Source organism: Verrucosispora sp. ts21, from assembly GCF_002879555.1.
GTDB classification, from domain to species: domain Bacteria; phylum Actinomycetota; class Actinomycetes; order Mycobacteriales; family Micromonosporaceae; genus Micromonospora; species Micromonospora gifhornensis.
In genome coordinates this window covers 1-20,695 of record NZ_PNOZ01000050.1, presented here as the reverse complement: position 1 = coordinate 20,695, position 20,695 = coordinate 1, and the positions used below count along the sequence as shown (strand labels likewise).

Here is a 20,695-nt window from a genome sequence, read left to right as displayed (position 1 = left end):
GCTGCCCCTCCCGCTGGCCAACTCGGCAGTCACCATAAAACTGCCAAGCCGCCCAAAAGGGGCATATGCGAGATTTAGCCCTCGACAGTGAGGGGGCGTGCTGCGAGGGACGCCGACTCGACGGCCTCGGAGAGCGAGTTGCGCGAGGACGGCACGACGAACTTGTAGCCGACCTGCCGCACCGTGCCGATCATCGACTCGTACTCCGAGCCGAGCTTGGCGCGCAGGCGCCGAACGTGCACGTCGACGGTCCGGGTGCCACCGAAGTAGTCGTACCCCCAGACCTCGCGCAGCAGCTGGTCGCGGGTGAAGACCCGGCCCGGGTGCTGGGCGAGGAACTTGAGCAGCTCGAACTCCTTGTAGGTCAGGTCGAGCGGGCGACCCTTGAGCTTCGCGGCATAGGTGTCCGGGTCGATCATCAGCTCGCCGGCCCGGATGGAACCACCGACCCCGGCCGTCGCGTTGCTGAGTCGACCGACCGCGAGCCGCAGCCGGGCCTCGACCTCGGCCGGGCCGGCGGAGGCGAGGATGACGTCGTCGACTCCCCAGTCGGCGTTCAGGGCGATCAGACCGGCCTCGGTCACCACCGCGACAAGCGGTACGCCGAGCCCCGTGGCGTGCAGCATCCGGCAGGTGGCCCGCGCCTCGCTCAACTCGGAGCGGGCGTCGACCAGGACGGCGTCCGGGCTGGGCCCGGCGACCAGGGTGCGAACGTCGCGAGGTGCGGTGCGTACCGAGTGCGGTAGCAGGTCCAGTGCCGGCAGCACTGCAGATGGTTCGCCGGCTCGTGCGGTCACCAGCAGCAGGATCTCCACGATCACCTCCGTCCCGGCGGCCCCGTGCGGCCGCGCGCGACCAGCGGCACTCCTTGCGGATATGGCGCTGGGAACATCCGTGGGTCCCGGCGTCGCTGACGGGCGGGTTTCGGCATGAGCGTAACCGATCGACTGCGCCGAGCCCGGGCGTGATTTCCCGTTTGCCCTATCTGCCCTCGATCGCGCCTCAGGTTTTAACCTGGCGGAAACGCTGGCACCCGCGATTTGCGGTCGGTCTGGCACCATCGGTTGGGTGTTTCCCTCCAGCTCACCTGAGACCGGCCGCGAGCCGTGGGCGGACGACCCGCCCCCGGCCGGTGGTGCGGCACCGTCGACCGGCCCGACCATGGAGAACGACGAGGCGCGTCGCTCCGGCGGCCCGCGACGCCTGCGCCGTGGCGGCTCGTCACGCCGCTCCGACGAGGCGCTCGACGGTGACGACGAGGAGGAGACGGAGCCGCCGGTCGAGGTCAGCCGGCAACTCTCGCTCGCCGTCGCCGGGTTCGCCGCGCTCCTCGGCCTCGGCCTGGTCCTCGGTGCACACACGTCGGGGCCCGACCATCGGCTGCCCTTCACGATCGTGGTGCTCACCGTGCAGATGCTGTTCCTGCTGGGCTGGACGATGGTCACCCGACCACCCGCCCTGCCGGTGGTGCTCGGCGTCGGCGCACTGTCCGCGTTGGCGGCCGACGCGGTGGCCGTACGCAGCTCCGAGGCGCGACTCGGGCCGCTGCTCTACATCGCGATCGGCGCGGTGCTCGCCACGGTGCTCGGTCAACTGGTGCGCCGGGTGGACCGGGTCCGGGTCACCGACTCGCTGCGGACCACCGCCACCATCATGTTCGGCACGGTCGCCTTCGCCACGCTGATCGTGCTGAGTCGGATCCCCGCCGGCACCCAGGCCATCGTCGTCTGCCTGACCGCAGGCGCGGTCACGGTGGCGGTCGCCCGCGCGACCGACGCCTTCGCCGCCTGGCCCCGCCTCGCACCCCAGGTGCCCCGGGGCGCAGCGGGCGTGGTCGGCGGGGCGATGGTCGGTACGTTGGTCGGCGCGGTCCTCGGCAGTTACCTGGTCACCCCGTTCACTCCGACCAGGGCCGCGATCCTCGGTCTGGTCGCCGCGGTGGTCGCCGTGCTGGCCGACCTCGCGGTCAGCTACGCCGAGGCCGGTCGGCTGATGGCGGGCGAACAGCCCACCGTGTGGGCGGCCCGGCACGTGCAGGGGCCGCTGGGCGCGCTGGCGATGGTGGCGCCGGCCGCGTACCTGATGTGTCGGCTCCTGCTGTGACCGACCGCTGCGGCACCGGCGGTGATTGAGTAATTCGGGCTCCGGGTAACACTCGTGCGCCGGGATCGGCGTACGTCAAGGACAGTCGGCGTACGCAGGCAGGCCGGCGTACGTGAAGACAGGAGGCGGCGTGGACCACGAGCAGACGTACGACCGGCGACCGCGGCGACGGGGCCGCAAGCTACTGATCGGGTTCGTCGTCCTGCTGCTGGTCCTCGTCGGGCTGGTCGTCATCGCCGACCGGGTGGCGGCCAGCGTGGCCGAGCGCAGAATCGCCGACGAGGTTCGCCAACAGGTGGCTCGCCAGCAGGCGCAGTCCTCGCCGCCGGAGGTCGAGGTGGGTGGGTTCCCGTTCCTCACCCAGGTCGTCGACGGGCGGTACGAGCGCATCACCATCCGGATGCGTGACGTGCAGGGCGCGGTGCAGGGCGACGCGATCTCGCTGCCCAGCCTCGACGTGGACGCCCGCAACGTGCGGGCCTCGCTGGACACCCTGCGTACCGGTCAGGGCGACGTGGTGGCCGAGACGGTCAACGGCACCGCCACCATCAGCTATCAGAGCCTGGCGGCCCTGCTCGACCGGGAGGGGCTGACCCTCGGTGAGCGCAACGGGCAACTCGCCGTCACCGCCCCCCTGGAGGTCCTCGGTCAGCGGCTCACCGTCACCGGCGTCGCCGACATCGTGGTCAGCGACGAGGGGCAGATCGCCCTGCGGTTCGCCGACCTCGACGCCGAAGGGCTGCCAAGCGCCCCGCTGGCCCGTACGTTGCTGAACAACTTCGCCCGCAGCATCTCGGTCGACGTGCCGCTGCCGGAGTTGCCGTTCCAGCTCACCGTCCGGGAGGTGCTCCCGCAGCCCCAGGGCCTGACGGTGACCGCCGATGCGCGGGACGTACCGATCAACTCGGTTGGCTGACCTCGGGCTCAGCGTCCCGGATGCTGGTCGGGCCCCTGGAGAAAATTGGGATCACTGGTAGGCTCCCTGGTCATGGGGACGCTCCTCACCAAACGGCGCGCGGTCGACCTGTGCCGCGTGGCCACCTGCCTGTGTCGCCCCGTCATCTGACGGCGGGGCTGCTTCCGGCCGCATAGCGGCCATCGGCACTCGGGGTTTGCGTACTCCATCCCGGTGCACCCACCGGACGCCCGGCAGCGGCGCCGTCGCACAAACCCGTGATCCGTTCCTAGCTATGGGTCCCGCGCGTGGTGCGACATTCAACATCCCACGACCTCCGCGCGCTGGCTCACCATCCATCCTCACCAGGGAGTGATTCGATGAGTCGCGACACCGCACTCGTCTCGGCCGACTGGGCCGAGAAGAACCTCGACGCCCCGGGCGTCGTCTTCGTCGAGGTCGACGAGGACACCTCGGCCTACGACACCGGCCACCTGGCCGGCGCCATCAAGCTCGACTGGAAGACCGACCTTCAGGACCCGATCCGGCGGGACTTCGTCAACAAGGCCCAGTTCGAGGCGCTGCTCTCCGAGAAGGGGATCAGCAACGACGACACCGTCATCCTCTACGGCGGCAACAACAACTGGTTCGCCGCGTACGCGTACTGGTACTTCAAGCTCTACGGCCACGGCGACGTCAAGCTGCTCGACGGCGGTCGCAAGAAGTGGGAGCTGGACGCCCGGCCGCTGGTCAAGGACACCGTGACCCGCCCGGCCACCCAGTACGTCGCCAGCGAGCCGGACAACAGCATCCGGGCCTTCCGCGACGAGGTCGTGGCCGCGATCGGCACCAAGAACCTGGTCGACGTGCGCAGTCCCGACGAGTACGCCGGCCGCCTGCTCGCCCCCGCCCACCTGCCGCAGGAGCAGGCGCAGCGCGGTGGCCACATCCCGACCGCGATCAGCGTGCCGTGGTCCAAGGCGGCCAACGAGGACGGCACCTTCAAGTCCGACGACGAGCTGCGCAAGCTCTACGGCGAGGCGGGGCTGGACGACGGCAAGGAGACCATCGCGTACTGCCGGATCGGCGAGCGCTCCTCGCACAGCTGGTTCGTCCTCCAGGAGCTGCTCGGCCACCCCAACGTGAAGAACTACGACGGCTCGTGGACCGAGTACGGCTCGCTGATCGGCGTGCCGATCGCGCTCGGCGATGAGCCCGGGGAGGCCTGAGATGACCGCACCCACCGCCGCTGGTTGCGCCGCACCCGACCAGGCCGCGCCGCTGCCCGCCAGCATCGACCTGGAGAAGGAAACCGTCATCACCGGTGTCGTCCACTCCGCGCAGGGCGAGGCGGTGCCGGGTGCGTACGTCCGGCTGCTCGACTCCACCGGTGAGTTCACCGCCGAGGTGGTGACCTCACCGGCCGGTCAGTTCCGCTTCTTCGCCGCTCCGGGCAACTGGACCCTGCGGGCACTGTCCCGCCACGGCAACGGCGACATCGCCGTCACCGCCGGTCGGGGCATCACCGAGGTGACCGTCACGGTCGGCGACTGACCCCCGTACCGCTGGCCGCGTGGCCCGTGTCCCTCCCATCCGTCGGGGGACCGGGCCACGCGCCGTTTCCACCCTCCGACGAGGGAGGGCAGGCGGTCCCGCAACAACGCCGAAGTTGCTGGGTGCGGGACCGGTCGATGCCGCAACATCGCCGTACCTGCTGGGCGTGGTCCGGGCCTGGGAAACGCGTACGGCCGCCGGGTTGCCCCGACGGCCGTACCGTGTGGTTGTTGCTCTTTCGAGCTGGCGCTCGCGCGATCAGCTGATCTTGCGGCGGGCCTTGGCGCCCAGGTTGGCGACGGTCACCAGCAGGGCGCCGAGCCCCAGCAGGATGCTGCCGACCAGGCCGACGGCGGCCGTCGAGGCGCCGGTCAGCGGAAGGTCCTGGTTTGCGGACATGTTCTCACCTCCCTCACCCCTTCGCACCGACGGCGATGCGGGCCGGGGAGTCCCAGACGCATCGGTCGACGGTGGGTTGACGGATCGCCTTCACCAGGGCGTGCACGAGGATCACCCGGTACAGCAGGTCAGCGACGATGATCACGGGTAGGAAGAGCGGAAGCTGCGGGTGGCGGAGCCGCCACGCGGCGATTCCCACCCAGATGCCGTGGCCGGCCAGCAGGAACAGCAGGCCGGGGAGCAGCCCGGGGCCTGCGGTGGCGATCAGCCAGAGGGTCAGCGGACCGCCGGCCACGTAGAGCAGCCAGTGCAGAATCAACAGGACGTACGCGTAGTCGAAGCGGGTGGCGTACCGGCCGACGCGGTGACCGATGACGCCCTGGAAGGTGCCCCACATCCAGCGCAGGTTCTGCCGGTACCAGTCGCGCAGGTTGGTCGGGTCCTGCAGGTGGGCCAGGGCGCGGGGTGCGTAGACGACCCGGCCGAGGTTGCGTCGGTGGGTCTCCAGCACCCAGTAGGTGTCGTCGACGATGTACGGCGGCTGCGTGGGCAGCACCACGTCGAGCAGCTCGGTCCGGTAGATGGAGTTCGAGCCGGAGATGCAGTTCATGACGTTGAAGTGGCTCTGGATCCGGCGGATCACCGCCTGGTACATCCAGTAGCTGTACGCCCGCTTGGCCAGCCACGGGTTCCACCGTCGCTCGGGCGGCCACCAGGTGGCGTTGTGCCCCACCACGATGCTGACCTCGTCAGTCATCTTGGCCAGCGCGGCGGTGACGAAGTCCGGCGCGACCACCACGTCGTCGTCGAGGATGGCCACCGCCCGGTAGCGACGGCCGAGCTCGAACGCCTCATAGGCGGTGTGCAGGGCGGCCGGCTTACCGACGTTGTGGGTCAACGGCAGCACCCAGGCGCCGGCCCCGGCGGCGAGTTCGGCCGTGTCGTCGGTGGAGGCATCGGAGACGAGGTAGACGTCGCTGCCGGTGGCCCGCGCCGCGCGTACCGTCGCGGCGATCGTGGCGGCGCCGTTGCGGCAGGCGATCAGGATGGCGACCTGGTCCGCGCGTACCGGCCCGTAGAGCGGGGGGCGGGCGGCGTGGCGCGCCTGGTAGCCCACGGCCGGACGGAGGAAGCCGTACCCGAAGGAGCCGATGATGAGGAGCAGCACGAGACTACTCACAGTAATCGATGCAGTCAGCAAAACTTCGGGCATAGGGGGTCAATTCGCAGGTAGAGGGGGAGGTGAGCGCTACTCGCGTTGGGGTTCACCGATAACGCTAAGTGATATTTGATGGATCGCCAAGTCTGGTGATCAAATTCGGCCGATCGGGCCATCCGTGAATGTCCTCGCGGCGCGGCAGATCCGCGAACCAGCAGGCCAGGCTGGCTGGCCGGGCCGCCCGAAGTGCTACCGAGGCACCCGTTTGACCAGGTTCAGGATCGTCCACAGCCCGACGATCCCCGCCGAAGTGGTCTTCGCCACCCCCGCCGTTCCGCGCGGCTTCCTCGACAACAAAAGCGGTGGCCGCCGGTCGATGGAACGACCGGCGGCCACCTTGGGGTTGTCGGATCAGATACCGGTGGCTCTGGTGCAGGTGGAAGCCGGGTCGAGGGCGAAGTTCAGGGTGCCCACGATGCCCGCCTCGATCTGGTGACGTTGCACCTGCGGAACCCAACCGTCCTTGGCGACGATCACCTCGTACCGGCCTCGCGGCAACCACCAGGCGTACTTACCGCTGGCGTCGGCGGTCAGCGTGGTGCCGGTGCCGGCCGAGATCAGGTTCACCCGCACGATCGCCGGGATGCCGACGGTGACGCCGCCGCAGGTGGTACCCGTGACCGTGCCCTGGATCTTGCCCCAGTTGTTCGGCGGAGACACGTTCATCTCCACCGACACCGGGGTCACCGGATAGGGGGTGTTCGAGGCGATCGCCAGCTCACCGGCGTACCGGCCCGGCTGGAGGACGCCCGCCTCGGTGCTGGCGTCGAGCGTCACGGTCACCGTCCGGGACGCACCCGCAGCGAGCGTGAAGGTGCTCGGCGACGTGCTCAGCCAGGGCAGGTCCGCCTCGGCCGCGCAGAGGTCCAGGCCACCGAGCCGCTCACTGTCCGGACTGCCCACGAACGAACTGGGCGAACCACCGATCTTGTACGCGCCACACGTGGCGGCACCCCGGTACCTGCCGAACTTGGCGTTGGGCAGGTCACGCCAGGCCCCGGTGGCCGGGTCGAAGGCGACGGAGCGGTTGGTGACCGCCGTCGACCCGTCGGTCACCCCGCCGGCCAGCACCAGCAGCCCGCCGGCTGCCGCGTACTGCGAGCCCCAGAGCTCCAGCGGCATGCTCGGCAGCGGGCTCCAGTTGTCGGCCGCCGGGTCGTACCGGTAGGCGTCGGTGTACTCGGTGCTGCCCGTGCCACCGGCGCAGTAGACCGACGATCCGATCCCGCCGCAGGACAGCCAGGACACCGGATGCGGGTAGTTGGCACCGGTACGGAAGGAACCCGTGGCCGGGTCGAAGATCACTACCCGGTTGCTGTCGGTGCAGGTGGCATCGGCGCACCCACCGACCAGGTAGACCTTCCCGCCGAGCACCGCCGCGCCGGCCGCCGCGACCGGGGCCGGGTTGGTGGCACCGCCGACGGTGCTCCAACTGCCGGCGGCCGGGTCGAAGACGTCGACCGTGGCAACCGTGTCACCACCGCCACCCCAGCCGCCGATCACGTAGAGCTTGCCGTTGACCGCTGCCGCCGCCGGCTTCGAGCGGGCCACCGGCAGGTCGGGCAGGGCGGTCCAGGCGTTGGCGCTCGGGTCGTACACCCAGGCCTTGCGTTCGGTGCCGGTGCTGCTGCCACCGCCGACCGAGTAGACCTTGCCGTCCAACCACGCACCCGCGTTGTCGTAGATCGACGCGGGCAGTTTGGCGATCTCACTCCACGCGTCGTCGGCGGCGGTCGACGCGGACTGCGGTGCGGCACCGCCGTACGCGACACCGGAGCGCTCCTTGCTGATGCCCTTCATCTTCTGCACCTGCAGCGGTGCGCCAGCACCCTGCGTGAGCAGCTCGAACTGGCCGGACCGCTCCAGCAGATCCACCTCGGCGGGCGCGCTACCGGTGTTGCTCACCGTCACCTTTGTGGTCCGTACGACGCCGTGCCGCTGGTGCGACTCGATGCTTGTGGGGCTGACCGTCACCCGCCCGGCGCGGAGCGCGAAGTTCGTCCGCTTCACCCCGTCCTCGACCACCGCGACGTCCTTGGTGAGCGACTGGTAGGGCGTCCGGCTGGCGGTGAACGGCCGGGTACCGGTCAGCGTGGAGAAGATCCAGTAGAAGCCGTCGGGCTGGGCGGCGTCCTCCGGGGTGGCCGCCGACACCGCGCGGTCCTGCGGCTGGTCGTCGCTGACCACCGTCACCCCGTTGACCGCCTCACCGGTGTTGCGGTCGGTGGTGGTGCCCACCACCAGGCCGCCCGGCACCGGCGTGCACTCCCGGTTGACCACCTCCACGTCGTCCACCTGCCACCACCAGGCGAAGGTGCCGTTGAACCGGAATCGGACCAGCGCCGACCCGGCGTTGGCGGCCGGGGTCAGCGGCACCTCCTCGACCCGGGGCCCACGCCGGCTCGACGTCTGGTGCCAGACGTTGGTCCAGGTCGCTCCGGCGTCGGTCGAGACGTCGATGTCGGCCGTGTCGGTGATGCCGACCGCCCGCCAGTCGCTGCGGAAGCGCAGCACCGGTGCAGTCGCGCCGGACAGGTTCAGCGGCGGGGCGACCAGGTCGGTGTCCTGGGTGTTGCCGCTGCCCAGGGCGTCACTGTCGATGATGGCGAACCCGCCCGAGCCGCCGGTCAGGTTGCCGCGCGAGCGCGGGTCGTTGAAGACCCAGCCACCGGAGGCGGTGCGGTTGGTCACCGTCCAGCCCGACGGCGCGCTCGTGCCGTCGAAGCTCTGGGTCAGCAGCGGGGCACCGAACTGGCCCGAGTAACCGGCGGCGACGCAGCTCGCCTCGACCGGTACGGCGATATCGGCCGTCACGTCCCGAGCGGCCACCGCCACGTCACGGGTGACGCTCTGATAGCCGGGGTACCGGGCGGTGACGGTCAGCCGGTACGAGGTGCCACCCGGCGCGGTGAACGAGTAGCGCCCGGTCACCGGGTCGGTGAAGATCGGACCGCCGGGCCGGCCGGCCACCTCGATCCGCGCGTACAACGGCCAGCCGTGGCCGGAAGCGTCGGTGACCCTGCCCTTCACGGTGACCGTCGGGTTGGCGGTCAACGCGAAGTCGCGGGTGACGGCACCGCCCTCGGCGACGGTGACGGTCGCCGACTGGCCGGCGTACCCGTAGGCGCTGACCGTCACCGTGCTCTCGCCGGCCGGCACGCTCAGCGTGTACCGACCGTCGGGGCCGGTGCTGGTGGTGCGGGTGCCGTCGGTCACGGTCGCGCCGTTGACCGGGTCGCCGTCGGCCGCGTCGGTCACCCGGCCGGTGACCCGGCCGATCGCGCCCCGGGGCGCGTCCCGGACCGCCGCGTACGCGTCCAGCCGGCCCTCGCCGAAGACGTTGTTGTCGGCCGGAGTGCCGCCGCAGGTGGTCGCGTCGACGTCGCGGGCGGTGCGGTCCAGCAGTTCCTCGGTGGCGGCGATGTCCCCACGCAGGCTCGGCGCGGCGGACCAGACCAGCGCCACGGTGCCGGACACGTGCGGCGCGGCCATCGAGGTGCCGCTGGCCGAGGCGTACCCGCCGTTGCGGACGCTGGAGCGCACGTTGCTGCCGGGTGCCGCGATGTTCGGCTTGATCAGGTCGGTGCCGGAGCCGCGACCGGAGAAGCTGGCGATGGCGTTGTTCACGTCGTAGGCCCCAACCGCGTACGCGTTGGCGTTGTCACCGGGGGAGCCGGCGCTGCCGCAGCTCGGGCCGTCGTTGCCGGAGGAGAAGACGGGGAACATCCCGGCGGCCCGCCAGGCGGCGACGGTCTGCTGGTACCAGGGGTCACCGCCGTCGCCGCCCCAGGAGTTGTTGACGATGTCGGGACGCAGATCCGGCCGGGGGTTCTGACCGTTGGCGTCGGTGGGCGCGAGCACCCACTGGCCGGAGGCGAGCAGGGAGGCGTCGGAGCAGCTGCGCGACTCGCAGCCCTTGGCGGCGATCCACTTCGCGCCCGGTGCCACCCCGATCTGGTTGCCGGCCCCGTCGTCGCCGACCATCGTGCCCATCGTGTGGGTGCCGTGGTCGTTGTTGTCGCACGGCGCGGTGCCGGTGCAGATCCCGGCCGGGTCGAACCAGTTGTACGCGTGGTCGAAGCTGCCGCCGAGGTTGCCCCGGTAGGAGGCGACAAGCGCCGGGTGGTCGTACTGCACGCCGCTGTCGATGTTGGCCACCACGATGCCCTCACCGCGGTCGCCGAACTCGTCCCACACCCGGGGCGCGTTGATGTTGGTCAGCCCCCACTCGACGGCGGCGGTCCGCGCCCGGGTCGCCTCGCTGGAGGTCGGCAGCAGCAGGGGGTAGCTGCGACTCGGCGCGATCCGGGACACCTCGGGCCGACCGGCGATCTCGTCGACCAACGCCTTGTCGCCCTCGACCCGGATCGCATTGGCGATCCAGTACGCGGTGTGCGGTACCTTCCGCTCGTCGAGCAGCTCGCGCAGGTCGGCCTGGCTGCGGGCGGCGGTGCTGGTGAGCAGCCGGTGCACGGTGCGGGCCCGCTCGTCGGCATCGCGCGTCTTCGCGGCCTCGGCCAGCGGTGCGGTCTCCCGCAGGTAGACCAGGAACGCGGTGGTGTCGCTGGTGGCGAGCCGGTCCACCAACGCCTGGTCGACGGTGGCCCGCTGTGGTGCCGGCTGCGGTGCCGGCGCGGCGACCGCGGGCTGGGCGGTGACGGCCAGCAGCGCAGCGGTCGCGACCGCCACCGCCCGCCATCGTGGTGAGCGTGCGGATGGTCGTGTGAACAAAGGTTCCTCCCCCACGTCGTCGTCCCGATCGACTCGGGCCGGGCATCCGCGGGCCGGATCGTGACACCGCGGAGCGGTCGGACGATGTGGGTGGCTGGTGGTGGTGCCCGCCCGCTGAGAGTCATGCTTCTGCGCCGACGATCAGTGATCAATGGAAGATGTCGGTCAGTACTCGGTCAGTGACGAGGCGCGATCCTGACCGTTAGGCTCATTGCCGGGAGTCATCGGTGGCCGTCGTTGTCGATTGATGGGAAGTCGCAGGTCAGCGCGGGCTCGTGGGGAGGCAACGTGTCCGGTGTGGAGATCCCGATCCTGGTCTGCGTCAGCTCCGACGCCGCTGTGCGGCAGCGCGTGGTCCAACGACTCGACGGCGTGGGTCCGGTGGTGATCTGCGCCGACCTGGCTCAGTTGCGAGCGATGTTTCCCGAGCCACCGGGCGAGCCCGATCTGACGGATGCCCGACCTCCTGAACGTCGGGCCGGCGCTGCGGGCGGCTGGGCCGATCTCGTCATCGACCGGGCCGGGCACCTGGTCAGCTGGCGGGGCGTACCGCTGGGGCTGACCCGTACCGAGCGGGAGCTGCTCGCCCGGTTGGCCAGCTCGCCGGTCAGCCTGTGGAGCTACGAGCGGCTGTTCGCCTCGGTCTGGGGTGGCGCCTACCTCGGCGACACGGCGATCCTGCACTCGGCGGTCAAGCGACTGCGGCGCAAGCTGCGCGCCCTGCCCGGTGGGCCCCAGGTGCAGACCGTCCGTGGGGTCGGCTACCGCCTGACCGCACCCCCCGACGCCGTCGAGGACCAGAACTGACACCGCACCGCTGACCCGGCCCGGGCAGAGTCGCCACGCGTGACACCATGACCGGGTGAGCAGTACAGCCCCGACGGGGTACGCCCCTTCCGCCGGCCCGCCGCCACCCGAGTCCGGCCCTGGCTGGCCGCGGTGGCTGGTCGCGCTGACCGTGGTCTGGGGGGTGCTGCTCGCCGGCCTGACCTGGCACTCGGCCCGCAACGATCCGCCGACGGTACGCGAGCAGCGCACCATGGCCCAGGCCATGCCGCGCGTGGAGGCCGCGATCGGCGAGCTGGTCGCGGCGGCCTCCGGCACGGTGTACGCGCTGGCACCGGCCGAGTTCGAGCAGGGCTGCCGGGTCACCCCGTTCGCCGACGGCGCGATCCTGCGCCGCCACGTCGAGCTGGCCGTGCCGGCCGGTGAGGAGCGGGCCGTGCTGGAGCGGGTCGCGGAGGGACTGCCCTCGACCTGGCGGGCCGGCGTCCGGCTCACCTCCGACGGCCCCCGGCTGCGCGCCGACGCGGGGGAGTTCGTCACCGTTTCGGGTCGTACCGTCGCCGACGGCCGGGTGCGCCTGAGCGTCGAAACGGGCTGCCGCCCCGCCGACGCTGTTCTCGCTTCGTTACTGCCGGAGTACCCACGAGGCCCCGAGTCGGCGGCCCTGAGCGCCGCGCTTTCCGCCCTCGGCGTGCAGGCCGGAGGACCGGACGAGTTGATGCAGGTGGCCTGCCCGAGCGGCGGGGTGGCGCGTACCCGCCGGGCCGACGTCGCGGCCGCGGCGCAGTCACCCCAGGCCGCGCTCGCGCCCCTGGCCGGTGGGACGCCCGTGGTGGCCACCGACCAGCTGTACGCCTACCGACACGACGGCGTGGCGGTGCTTGTCGAGCTGTACGAGGACCGAACGGTCCTGGCAGCCACCACCGGATGCGCCGACTGAACCGCCCTCACTCGTCGTCACGGTCGCGGCTGCGGCCCAGCGCGTCCACCCGACCCCACCGGCCGGGGATGTCCAGCAGCTCCACCCGACCCATCCCCTCCGGCACGTACGGGTCGATGATCAGGTGTTCGCCCTCGGGTTCGAGCCCGAGCAGGACCCGGACCAGCAGCAGCGGGGTGCCCGCCGACCATGCCTGCGGGCTGCACGCAGTCGGGTACTGCACCGGAAACTCGGTGAGGTCGCGTTCGTAGCCGGCGAACGCCTCCGGCAACCGGCCGTCGAAGTAGCGCGAGGCACCGAGCATCGACTCGCAGATCTGCCCGGCCTCCTGCCGGAAGCCGTACTTCCACAGACCCCAGGCGATGAGCGAGTTGTCGAACGGCCAGACCGTTCCCACGTGGTACCCGATCGGGTTGTAACGTCCCTGGTCGTCGCCGAGGGTGCGAACCCCCCATCCGGAGAACAGGCGTGGTCCCAGCAGGTGCTCGGCGACCCGGGCGGCCCGCGACTCGTCGACGATGCCGCTCCACAGCAGGTGCCCCATGTTGGAGCTGAGCGCGTCCACCGGAGTGCCGTCGCTGTCCAGACCCAGTGCGTAGTACTCCTTGTCCGGCAGCCAGAAGTCCCGGTTGAACCGTTCCTTCAGCGCGGCGGCCTGGAGTTCCAGCTGGTCGGCGTACTGCGGGTCGTTCCAGAACAGTCGGGCCATCCGGGCGGCGCGCAGCTTGGCGTCGTAGGCGTAGCCCTGCATCTCACAGGTGGCGCGGGGAAAGCCCGGCAGCCGCCCGTCGGAGTAGGAGATCCCGTCCCAGGAGTCCTTCCAGCACTGGTTCTCCAGCCCGTTGCGGGTGTTGCGGGTCTGATACCAGAGGTAGCCGGTGCCGAGCAGATCGCCGTACGTGTCCATCCAGTTCAGCGCCGCCCGGGCGGGGTACTCCAGCTGTTTGATGAGCGTGCTGTCGCCGGTCCACCGCTCGTACTCGTCGAGCAGGATCACGAACAGCGGGGTGGAGTCGGCCGCGCCGTAGTACGGCGAGTGCGGCTGCTCCTCGAACCCGGCGGTCTCGCCGTAGCGCAGCTCGTGCAGGATCTTGCCGGGCTCCTCGTCGCGGAAGTCGTCGATCCGGTGGCCCTGAAGCCCGGCCAACATCATCAACGTGGGCGGGATGATGTCCGGCAGGAACGGCAGCACCTGCAGTGAGGTGATGATGCTGTCCCGACCGAACAGCGTCATGAACCAGGGCAGCCCGGCGGCCATCAGCCGGACGCCGAGGGCGATGGACTCGTACCGCAGCGCGGCCAGGTCCTCCAGGCTGCGCCGGTACGCGGTGGCCAGGGGTTCGCAGTCGCAGACGAGTTTGGGCGCGTTCGCGACGAGTTCCGCGTGTTCAGCCTGAATCGCCGCCGTGCTGCGGCTGCCCGCCATCGGCAGCCCGGTGCGGACGTCCTCACCCCGCGCGCCGTAGATCACCGTGGAGATCCTCAGGTGGGTGGTCCATTCGCCGTGCGGACCGATCTGGATCGAGAAGGTCATTCCCCGCTTGTCGACCGCCGCGGGTGCGCTGCTGTGGATCACCGTCTCGCGGTGGAACGCCTCCCGCCGGTACGTCAGGCGCAGCGCGTGATCCTCGACCGCGACGGTGAGGTCGCCCTGCTTGTGCTGCACGTCCTTGATCTCGAACAGGTCGGCGAAGTCGGCGCCGATCTCGAGTCGGACGGTGAACGTCATCTCCTTCCCGGAGTGGTTGAGCACGGTCAGGTCTTCGTCGAAGCTGTCGCCGATGGCCCGGTTCCGGATGATCGAGACCTTGGTGTCCAGGAAGTGGGTGGGCTCGCCGGGCACCAGGAAGTAGCGGGTCCGGTAGGACTCCGCGTCGTCGACGGAGAGCGGTTGCAGCCGTTCTCCGTCGAGCAGCAGCAGCCAGGTGGAGAGGAACCTGGTGTCGAAGGCGAACAGGCCGGTCGGAAAGTCGAGGGATGGTTCGATGTCCCCACAGCGATCACTGACCAGGAAGGTGTTGCCGTCCAGGATGCTGACAAGCTCCTTCACCGGGCCCGCCTGACCTTCTCCCGGGCCACCTCGCGCGGGTCCCTGGTGCCCGGTGCGGGCGGGAAGAACAGCCGGAACGCCAGGAACAGCGTCACCCGTCCGCTGAACGTGCTCTCGTTGCGAAACAGCGCGGCTATCGCCTGAGAACGGCCAGTCACCAGCCGGTCGAACAGATCTACGCTGCTGTACCAGATGGCGTCGGCCTCGGCCGGCCCTCGGTCGATATCGAGAGCGCCCGGCCGTATGCGGAGCACCCAGTGCTCGGTGCGGCCGTCGTCGGTGAGGTCGATCCGAAGCGTGCCGGTGAGCGAGCTGCGCAGCAGCTGCGGGGCGCGGGCGGGCAAGGTCGCAAAGAACTGCTCGATCGCCTCGGTCACACCCGAATCGTAGGCATTAGTCCGAGTTGCCGGGCAGGTTCCGTCGCCTTGCCGAAGCCGGCTCCGGCTACTGACGATCGAGCAGCCAGGGCTCAGTAGACGAGCGCCTGCGCTCCCTCGGCCATCGTCTCCTCCACGAACACCGCCGCGCCGGCGATCCGCACTCCCGGAATGACGTCGTCGGTGCCGATGTCCCGGCGGGCCGCGCACTGGGTGCAGGCCGTCACCGTGCCGGTGGTGAGGATCACGTGCAGCAGCTCGGCCAGCGGCGCCGAATGCGGCAACTCGAAGTTCTGCGCCCTCCCGGGCAGCGCGAACCAGGTCGATTCGCCGGTCAACCAGAGCGAGACGTGCACACCAGCGGCAGCGGCGGTGGCCGCCACAGTGAACGCCTGGGCACAGCGCTCGGGTGCATCGGCACCGGCGGTGGCCTTGACGACGAGAGAGCGGGCCATGGCGCCCAGCATAGGATGAGTCGGATGGTCACCGAGATCGGGTTCGTCAGCCTGCTGGTCGCCGGCCTGGGCGCGCTCGCCGGTGGCCTGATCTACCTGGCCGTCCGCATCTCAAGAGGCAAGTGATGAGTGACGACAATCCGTTGGCACCGCCGCCGTGGCTGAACGCGCCGCCGGTCGAACCGTACCCCTACGAGGAGAGCCACGACCTGCGGGTGGGGCCGAAGCTGCACCCGACCCTGGACGGCCTGCTGCCGTACATCGGGGTGTGGCGGGGCCGGGGTCGGGGTGGCTTCCCCACCATCGAGGACTTCGACTTCGCCCAGGAGATCCGGATCAGCCACGACGGGCGGCCGTTCCTGTCGTACGAGTCGCGGGCGTGGATTCTCGACGAGCAGTCCCGCCCGGTGCGCCCGGCGGGACGGGAGGTCGGCTGGTGGCGGCCGGTACTCGACGGTGACCGGGTCACCGACGAACTGGAGGCGCTGCTGACCGTCCCGACCGGGGTGATGGAGCTGCACATCGGTCGGCGCAAGGGCACCCAGATCGAGTTCGTGACCGACGCGGTGGTGCGTACCGCCACCGCCAAGGAGGTCACCGCCGGGCACCGGCTGTTCGGCATCGTCGAGGGTGCCCTGCTGTACGCGCAGGACATGGCGGCCGTGGGTCAGCCGCTGACGCCGCACCTGTCCGCCCGGCTCATCCGGGTCGCCGGCTGACCCGACGGTCAGGGCAGCGGAAAGCCGAGCAGGTCCCGCAGCGCGTGGGTACGCGGGCTGCGGGACAGCGGCTCGCCGTCGAGGGTGTGCACCTCCACCAGACCGCGTACGGACGAGGTGAGCCAGACGGCGTCGGCGTCCCGTAGCTCGGCCGGGGTGACCATGCGTTCGGCGGCGTGGCAGCCGACCTCGGCGGCATTGGCGAGCAGCCAGGCGACGGTGGTGCCGGGCAGGATGCCGGTGCGCGCGGCCGGCACCGTGCAGAGCGTGTCGCCGGTCGACCAGACCACGTTGGCGGTCGGCCCTTCCAGGACGTAGCCGTCGGAGGAGACCCAGAGCACGTCGTCCACCCCGGCTCGGGCGGCCCATCGGCGGGCCGCCGTGCTCGCCCCGTACGACGTCGATTTGATCCCGGCCGGCAACCAGTCCAACTCGGGGCGGGCGTCGGCGGGTACCCCCAGGCTCAGCGTCGCCACCCGTACCCCGTCGTGTCGGGCCTGCCGGACCGCGGCCGGGACGGCGGCGAGGGTGGCGTACACCGTCGGTGGGCCGCCGCCCTCGGGCCCGCGGGTGCAGACCAGCCGCAAGGCGCCCTCGACCTCGGTCGGCCACCCGGCGGCGACGGTATCCAGGAGTTCGACGAGCGCCGCGTCGTCGGGCAGGGGCAGCTCCACCGCCGCGGCGCCGGCCCGCAGCCGGGCCAGGTGCGCCTCGCGCAGCCAGGGCCGCCCGTCCCGCAGGTGCATGGTCTCGAACAGCCCGTCGCCGCGCAGCACACCGAGGTCGTCGCCGCGCAGTACCGGCTCGGTGACCGATAGCAACCCTCGACCGAGTACGCCGATCCGTGTGACCTCCACAACTGGGCAGGATAGACGGACAGCGGTCTCCGTCGAACGATTCGGAGACGGCCGAACTATGATCGGAGGGTGTCCGAATCCTCCCTCGCGGAACTGCTCCGCTCCCGTGGCCTGCGGCTGACGGCGCAGCGGCAGCTGATCCTGCAAGCGGTGCTGGACCTGGGGCACGCCACGCCGGAGCAGGTGCACACGGCGGTGCGCGAAGTCGCCGCCGGGGTCAACATCACCACCATCTACCGCACGCTCGAACTGCTGGAACGACTCGGCCTGGTCACCCACACCCACCTGTCCCACGGGTCGCCGACCTACCACGCCGCCGGTGAGGACCAGCACGTCCACCTGGTCTGCCGCGAGTGTGGCGCGATCGACGAGATGGACCCCGAGTTGATGCGTCCGCTGGCCGAGCAGTTGACGCGGGAACGTGGCTTCCGGATGGACATCGGCCACGTCTCCTTCTTCGGCAACTGCGCACGCTGCGGGGACGGGAGTCCAGCATGATCGACATCGCGGGTGCGGTGGCCGTGGAGAGCCTCGACGAGTCCAGCCGCGACCAGCCGGAGCCGGCGCACGTGGCGGCCGGGGTGCGCCCGGTGGCGGCCCACTACGGCGACCCGATGCGCGAGCAGCGCCTGCTCGACACCGAGGTCGGCCTGGTGGACCGATCCCACCGGGGCGTGATCGCGGTGCCGGGTGCGGACCGCATCTCCTGGCTGCACACCCTCACCACGCAACATCTGGCCGAGCTGGGCCCCTGGCAGGGCACCGAGTTGCTGGTGCTCTCGCCGAACGGGCACATCGAACAGCACGCCATGGTCGCCGAGGACGGCGACACCACCTGGCTGGACACCGAGCCGGGTGCGACCGAGGGCCTGCTGACCTACCTGGAGAAGATGCGGTTCTTCAGCCGGGTCGAGCCGCGTGACGTCACCGCCGATCAAGCGTTGCTGTCGCTGGTCGGGCCCCGGGTGGCCGAAGCGCTGGCGCTGCTCGACGTGCCCACGTTGAACGCGCCGGACGTCACCGGCGTACCGGGGCCCAAGTTCCGCTCCGGCGAGGTGCCGCCCCGGCCCACCGCCCGCTACGACGTCAAGCCCCTGCCGTCGGGCGGGTGGGCGCGACTCGGGCCGCTGGGCGTGGACCTGCTGGTGCCCCGGACCGCGATGGACCAGGTGGTCGCCCGGTTGCGCGACGGCGGGGTCGGGGTCGCCGGGCTGTGGGCGTACGAGGCGGTGCGGGTGGCCGCCCGACGGGCCCGGGTCGGCGTCGACACCGACCATCGCACCATTGCGGCCGAGGTCGACCTGATCGCCCCGGCCGTACACCTGGACAAGGGCTGTTACCGGGGGCAGGAGACGGTCGCCCGGGTGCACAACATGGGCCGTCCGCCGCGTCGGCTGGTCCTGCTGCACCTGGACGGGGTGACCACCGACCAACTGCCGGTCGCCGGCACCCCGGTCGAACTCGCCGGTCGTACGGTCGGCTTCGTCGGCACCGCCGTGCACCACCACGAGCTGGGTCAGGTCGCGCTCGCGGTGGTCAAGCGTTCGGTGCCCGACGACGCCGTGCTGCGCGTCGGCGAGAGCGCCGCCGCCATCGACCGGGAGTAAGGAAGGGCACCTTATTAACGCCTCCGGTAGAGGCGGGGCCCCCTGTTAACACCAGTACCTTCAGCGGGCGTTCTAGGATCGCCGGCATGACAACAGGGACGTTGATCACGGTTGCCCCCACCGGCGCGGAGTCGGCCAAGACGGAGGTGCCGGCGCTGCCGGTGACCCTGGACGAACTGCTGCTGACCGCCAAGGAGTGCGAGGCGCTGGGCGCCTCGATCATCCACGTCCACATCCGTGACGACGAGGCCCGGCCCACCCTGGACCTGGGACGACTGCGGGCCACCGTGTCGGCACTGCGGGAGAGCACCGACCTGATCGTGCAGCTCTCCACCGGCGGCGCGGTCACCGACCCGGAGGCCGACCGGCTCGCCGTGCTGGACGCCGCACCGGACATGGCCTCCTGCACCATGGGCACCGTCAACTTCGGTGACGACGTCTTCCTCAACCGCTGGGAGTTCATCGTCGACCTGCACACCCGGATGCAGGAACGCGGCATCGTGCCGGAGTACGAGATCTTCGACCTCGGTCACCTGACCGCGCTGCGCCGCCTGCTCGACAGGTACGGCCTGCCGCACGGCGGCCACGTGCACGTGGACTTCGTGATGGGCGTACCCGGCGGTATGCCCGGCACCACAGCGACCCTGGTCGCGGCTCAGCAGATGCTGCGCGACCTGCCGGAGGGCACCACCTTCTCGGCGACCGGCGTCGGGCGCAGCACCATCCCGGTGATGCTGGCCTCACTGTCGACCGGCGGCCACCTGCGGGTCGGTATGGAAGACACCGTCACGTACGCCAAGGGACGCCCGGTGGAGTCGAACATGCAGCTGGTCGCCCGGGCGGTCGGCTTCGCCCAGCTCGCCCAGCGTCCACCGCTGAACACCACCCAGGCCCGCGAACTGCTCGGCCTGTAAGGGCTGCCCCGTCGGGCGTCGCTGTACACCCGGAGGGGGAGTCCCTGCTCACCCCGACGTCGGCACCCCATCAACCGTCGGTACCGTCCACACCGTGGGAAAGACGTACGCGGGCGGCGTGCCGCTCGCCGAGGTGGTCCGGTCCGACTTCGTGGAGGGCGTGCACCGCGGCTCGGTGGTGGTGCTCGACGCCACGGGTGCCGTGCTCGACGCGGCCGGTGACGTGAGCGGGCCGATCTTCCCGCGTTCTGCGAACAAGCCGATGCAGGCGGTCGGCATGCTCCGGGCCGGGCTGCCGCTGACCGACCCCGCCGACCTGGCGCTGGTGGCGGCCAGCCACGCGGGGGAGGAGTTCCACCTGGCCCGGGTCGCCCGGCTGCTCGCCGATGCCGGGCTCGACGAGGAGGCGCTGCACTGCCCGCCGGATCTGCCCGTCGGCGAGCAGGCGCGGGAGGCGGTGCTGCGAGCCGGCGGCGGCCCCACCCGGATCCAGATGAACTGCTCCGGCAAGCACGCCGGGATGCTGCTGACCTGCCGATCCGCCGGCTGGCCGGTGGATGGTTACTGGCGGCCGGAGCACCCGTTGCAGCAGCGGTTGCGCGACGCGATCGAGGACCTGACCGGTGAGCAGGCGGCGGCGGTCGGAGTGGACGGGTGCGGCGCACCGGTATTGGCGGTGTCGTTGACCGGGCTCGCCCGGGCGTACCTGCGGTTGGTGTCGGCCGAGACCGGAACCCTGGAGCGGACGGTGGCCGACGCGATGCGGGCGTACCCGGAGATCGTCGGCGGCACCGAGGCGGACGACACCCGGCTGATGCGCGGCGTACCCGGACTGCTGGCCAAGGTGGGCGCGGAAGGCGTGATCGCCGCGGCCGTGCCCGGCGTCGGCGCCCTCGCGCTGAAGATCGACGACGGTGCGGGGCGGGCCCGGATGCCCGTGGTGACCTCTGCGCTCCGCCGGCTCGCGATCGACGCCCCGGTGCTTGCCGAGTTCGCCGAGATACCCCTCTTCGGCGGCGGACTCCCCGTAGGCACCACCCACCCCCTCCCTCTGGCTGATGCACTGAGCCGTGCCGAGGCGGCTCGCGG

At 71.0% G+C, this 20,695-nt stretch carries 21 protein-coding genes; 13 read left to right on the top strand and 8 right to left on the bottom strand.

The window, feature by feature from the left end; all coding sequences use genetic code 11:
* Positions 1-74: 74 nt before the first annotated feature.
* Positions 75-815, bottom strand: coding sequence for a winged helix-turn-helix transcriptional regulator (locus C1A38_RS20895; RefSeq protein ID WP_102659472.1), 741 nt, complete (start codon positions 813-815; stop codon positions 75-77).
* 253 nt (positions 816-1,068) lie between these two features.
* Between C1A38_RS20895 and C1A38_RS20890 the strand changes: the two genes are divergently transcribed.
* The 5 genes from C1A38_RS20890 (at position 1,069) to C1A38_RS20875 (ending at position 4,552) form a co-directional block, all read left to right on the top strand.
* A complete protein-coding gene (locus C1A38_RS20890) occupies positions 1,069-2,103 on the top strand; it encodes a hypothetical protein (protein ID WP_102659453.1) in 1,035 nt (344 codons plus the stop codon).
* A 130-nt stretch (positions 2,104-2,233) separates the two neighbouring features.
* On the top strand, positions 2,234-3,019 hold the full coding sequence (locus C1A38_RS20885) for an LmeA family phospholipid-binding protein (protein ID WP_102659452.1): 786 nt from the start codon (positions 2,234-2,236) through the stop codon (positions 3,017-3,019).
* Between the two features lie 72 nt (positions 3,020-3,091).
* Positions 3,092-3,169 (top strand): Ms5788A family Cys-rich leader peptide, encoded by a 78-nt coding sequence (locus C1A38_RS32490; RefSeq protein WP_311202345.1) that lies wholly within the window; start codon positions 3,092-3,094, stop codon positions 3,167-3,169.
* Between the two features lie 209 nt (positions 3,170-3,378).
* Positions 3,379-4,227, top strand: a complete 849-nt coding sequence (locus C1A38_RS20880; RefSeq protein WP_102659451.1) for a sulfurtransferase — start codon at positions 3,379-3,381, stop codon at positions 4,225-4,227.
* Between the two features lies 1 nt (position 4,228).
* On the top strand, positions 4,229-4,552 hold the full coding sequence (locus C1A38_RS20875; RefSeq protein ID WP_102659450.1) for a DUF1416 domain-containing protein: 324 nt from the start codon (positions 4,229-4,231) through the stop codon (positions 4,550-4,552).
* A 258-nt stretch (positions 4,553-4,810) separates the two neighbouring features.
* Here C1A38_RS20875 and C1A38_RS31435 read toward each other — a convergent pair whose 3' ends face one another.
* The 3 genes from C1A38_RS31435 to C1A38_RS20865 form a co-directional block, all read right to left on the bottom strand.
* Positions 4,811-4,951, bottom strand: a complete 141-nt coding sequence (locus C1A38_RS31435) for a hypothetical protein (protein ID WP_013736143.1) — start codon at positions 4,949-4,951, stop codon at positions 4,811-4,813.
* Positions 4,952-4,964: 13 nt separating this feature from the next.
* Entirely contained in the window at positions 4,965-6,119 is a 1,155-nt protein-coding gene (locus tag C1A38_RS20870; protein ID WP_233196933.1) for a glycosyltransferase family 2 protein, read from the bottom strand.
* Between the two features lie 402 nt (positions 6,120-6,521).
* Positions 6,522-10,901, bottom strand: a complete 4,380-nt coding sequence (locus tag C1A38_RS20865) for a S8 family serine peptidase (protein ID WP_102659448.1) — start codon at positions 10,899-10,901, stop codon at positions 6,522-6,524.
* A gap of 288 nt (positions 10,902-11,189) precedes the next feature.
* On the opposite strand from C1A38_RS20865, the gene C1A38_RS20860 reads away from it, so the two are divergent.
* Both C1A38_RS20860 and C1A38_RS20855 read left to right on the top strand, forming a co-directional pair.
* Entirely contained in the window at positions 11,190-11,708 is a 519-nt protein-coding gene (locus tag C1A38_RS20860; RefSeq protein ID WP_102659447.1) for a winged helix-turn-helix domain-containing protein, read from the top strand.
* Positions 11,709-11,763: 55 nt separating this feature from the next.
* Positions 11,764-12,627: a hypothetical protein gene (locus tag C1A38_RS20855; protein WP_102659446.1), complete on the top strand. Its 864-nt coding sequence runs from the start codon at positions 11,764-11,766 to the stop codon at positions 12,625-12,627.
* A gap of 7 nt (positions 12,628-12,634) precedes the next feature.
* Here the strand turns inward: C1A38_RS20855 and C1A38_RS20850 are convergent, their stop codons facing one another.
* The 3 genes from C1A38_RS20850 to C1A38_RS20840 all read right to left on the bottom strand — a co-directional run bounded on the left by C1A38_RS20850 (position 12,635) and on the right by C1A38_RS20840 (position 15,521).
* A complete protein-coding gene (locus C1A38_RS20850) occupies positions 12,635-14,677 on the bottom strand; it encodes an amylo-alpha-1,6-glucosidase (RefSeq protein WP_102659445.1) in 2,043 nt (680 codons plus the stop codon).
* Positions 14,674-15,054, bottom strand: a complete 381-nt coding sequence (locus C1A38_RS20845; RefSeq protein WP_102659444.1) for an SCP2 sterol-binding domain-containing protein — start codon at positions 15,052-15,054, stop codon at positions 14,674-14,676. Before C1A38_RS20845 ends, C1A38_RS20850 begins: the two co-directional genes overlap by 4 nt.
* 92 nt (positions 15,055-15,146) lie before the next feature.
* Positions 15,147-15,521 carry a DsrE family protein gene (locus C1A38_RS20840; protein WP_102659443.1) on the bottom strand — a complete coding sequence of 125 codons (375 nt, stop codon included), beginning with the start codon at positions 15,519-15,521 and terminating at the stop codon, positions 15,147-15,149.
* Positions 15,522-15,533: 12 nt separating this feature from the next.
* On the opposite strand from C1A38_RS20840, the gene mtfM reads away from it, so the two are divergent.
* Both mtfM and C1A38_RS20835 read left to right on the top strand, forming a co-directional pair.
* Complete coding sequence (mtfM, locus tag C1A38_RS32230) at positions 15,534-15,635, top strand: small membrane protein MtfM (protein WP_013736135.1); 102 nt, start codon at positions 15,534-15,536, stop codon at positions 15,633-15,635.
* Entirely contained in the window at positions 15,635-16,228 is a 594-nt protein-coding gene (locus C1A38_RS20835) for a heme-binding beta-barrel domain-containing protein (protein WP_102659442.1), read from the top strand. Before mtfM ends, C1A38_RS20835 begins: the two co-directional genes overlap by 1 nt.
* An 8-nt stretch (positions 16,229-16,236) precedes the next feature.
* On the opposite strand, the gene C1A38_RS20830 is transcribed toward C1A38_RS20835, so the two are convergent.
* A complete protein-coding gene (locus tag C1A38_RS20830) occupies positions 16,237-17,085 on the bottom strand; it encodes an aminotransferase class IV (protein ID WP_102659441.1) in 849 nt (282 codons plus the stop codon).
* A 69-nt stretch (positions 17,086-17,154) separates the two neighbouring features.
* Here C1A38_RS20830 and C1A38_RS20825 point away from each other — a divergent pair, with 69 nt between their 5' ends.
* The 4 genes from C1A38_RS20825 to C1A38_RS20810 all read left to right on the top strand — a co-directional run.
* A complete protein-coding gene (locus tag C1A38_RS20825; RefSeq protein WP_102659440.1) occupies positions 17,155-17,583 on the top strand; it encodes a Fur family transcriptional regulator in 429 nt (142 codons plus the stop codon).
* The gene (ygfZ, locus tag C1A38_RS20820) at positions 17,580-18,692 is read left to right on the top strand and encodes a CAF17-like 4Fe-4S cluster assembly/insertion protein YgfZ (RefSeq protein ID WP_102659439.1); all 1,113 of its coding nucleotides are present in this window, start codon (positions 17,580-17,582) and stop codon (positions 18,690-18,692) included. Before C1A38_RS20825 ends, ygfZ begins: the two co-directional genes overlap by 4 nt.
* A gap of 86 nt (positions 18,693-18,778) precedes the next feature.
* Positions 18,779-19,606 carry a beta-keto acid cleavage family enzyme gene (locus tag C1A38_RS20815; RefSeq protein WP_102659438.1) on the top strand — a complete coding sequence of 276 codons (828 nt, stop codon included), beginning with the start codon at positions 18,779-18,781 and terminating at the stop codon, positions 19,604-19,606.
* 94 nt (positions 19,607-19,700) lie between these two features.
* Positions 19,701-20,695 (top strand): asparaginase (locus C1A38_RS20810; protein WP_102659437.1); only part of this gene is annotated, 995 nt, incomplete at its 3' end.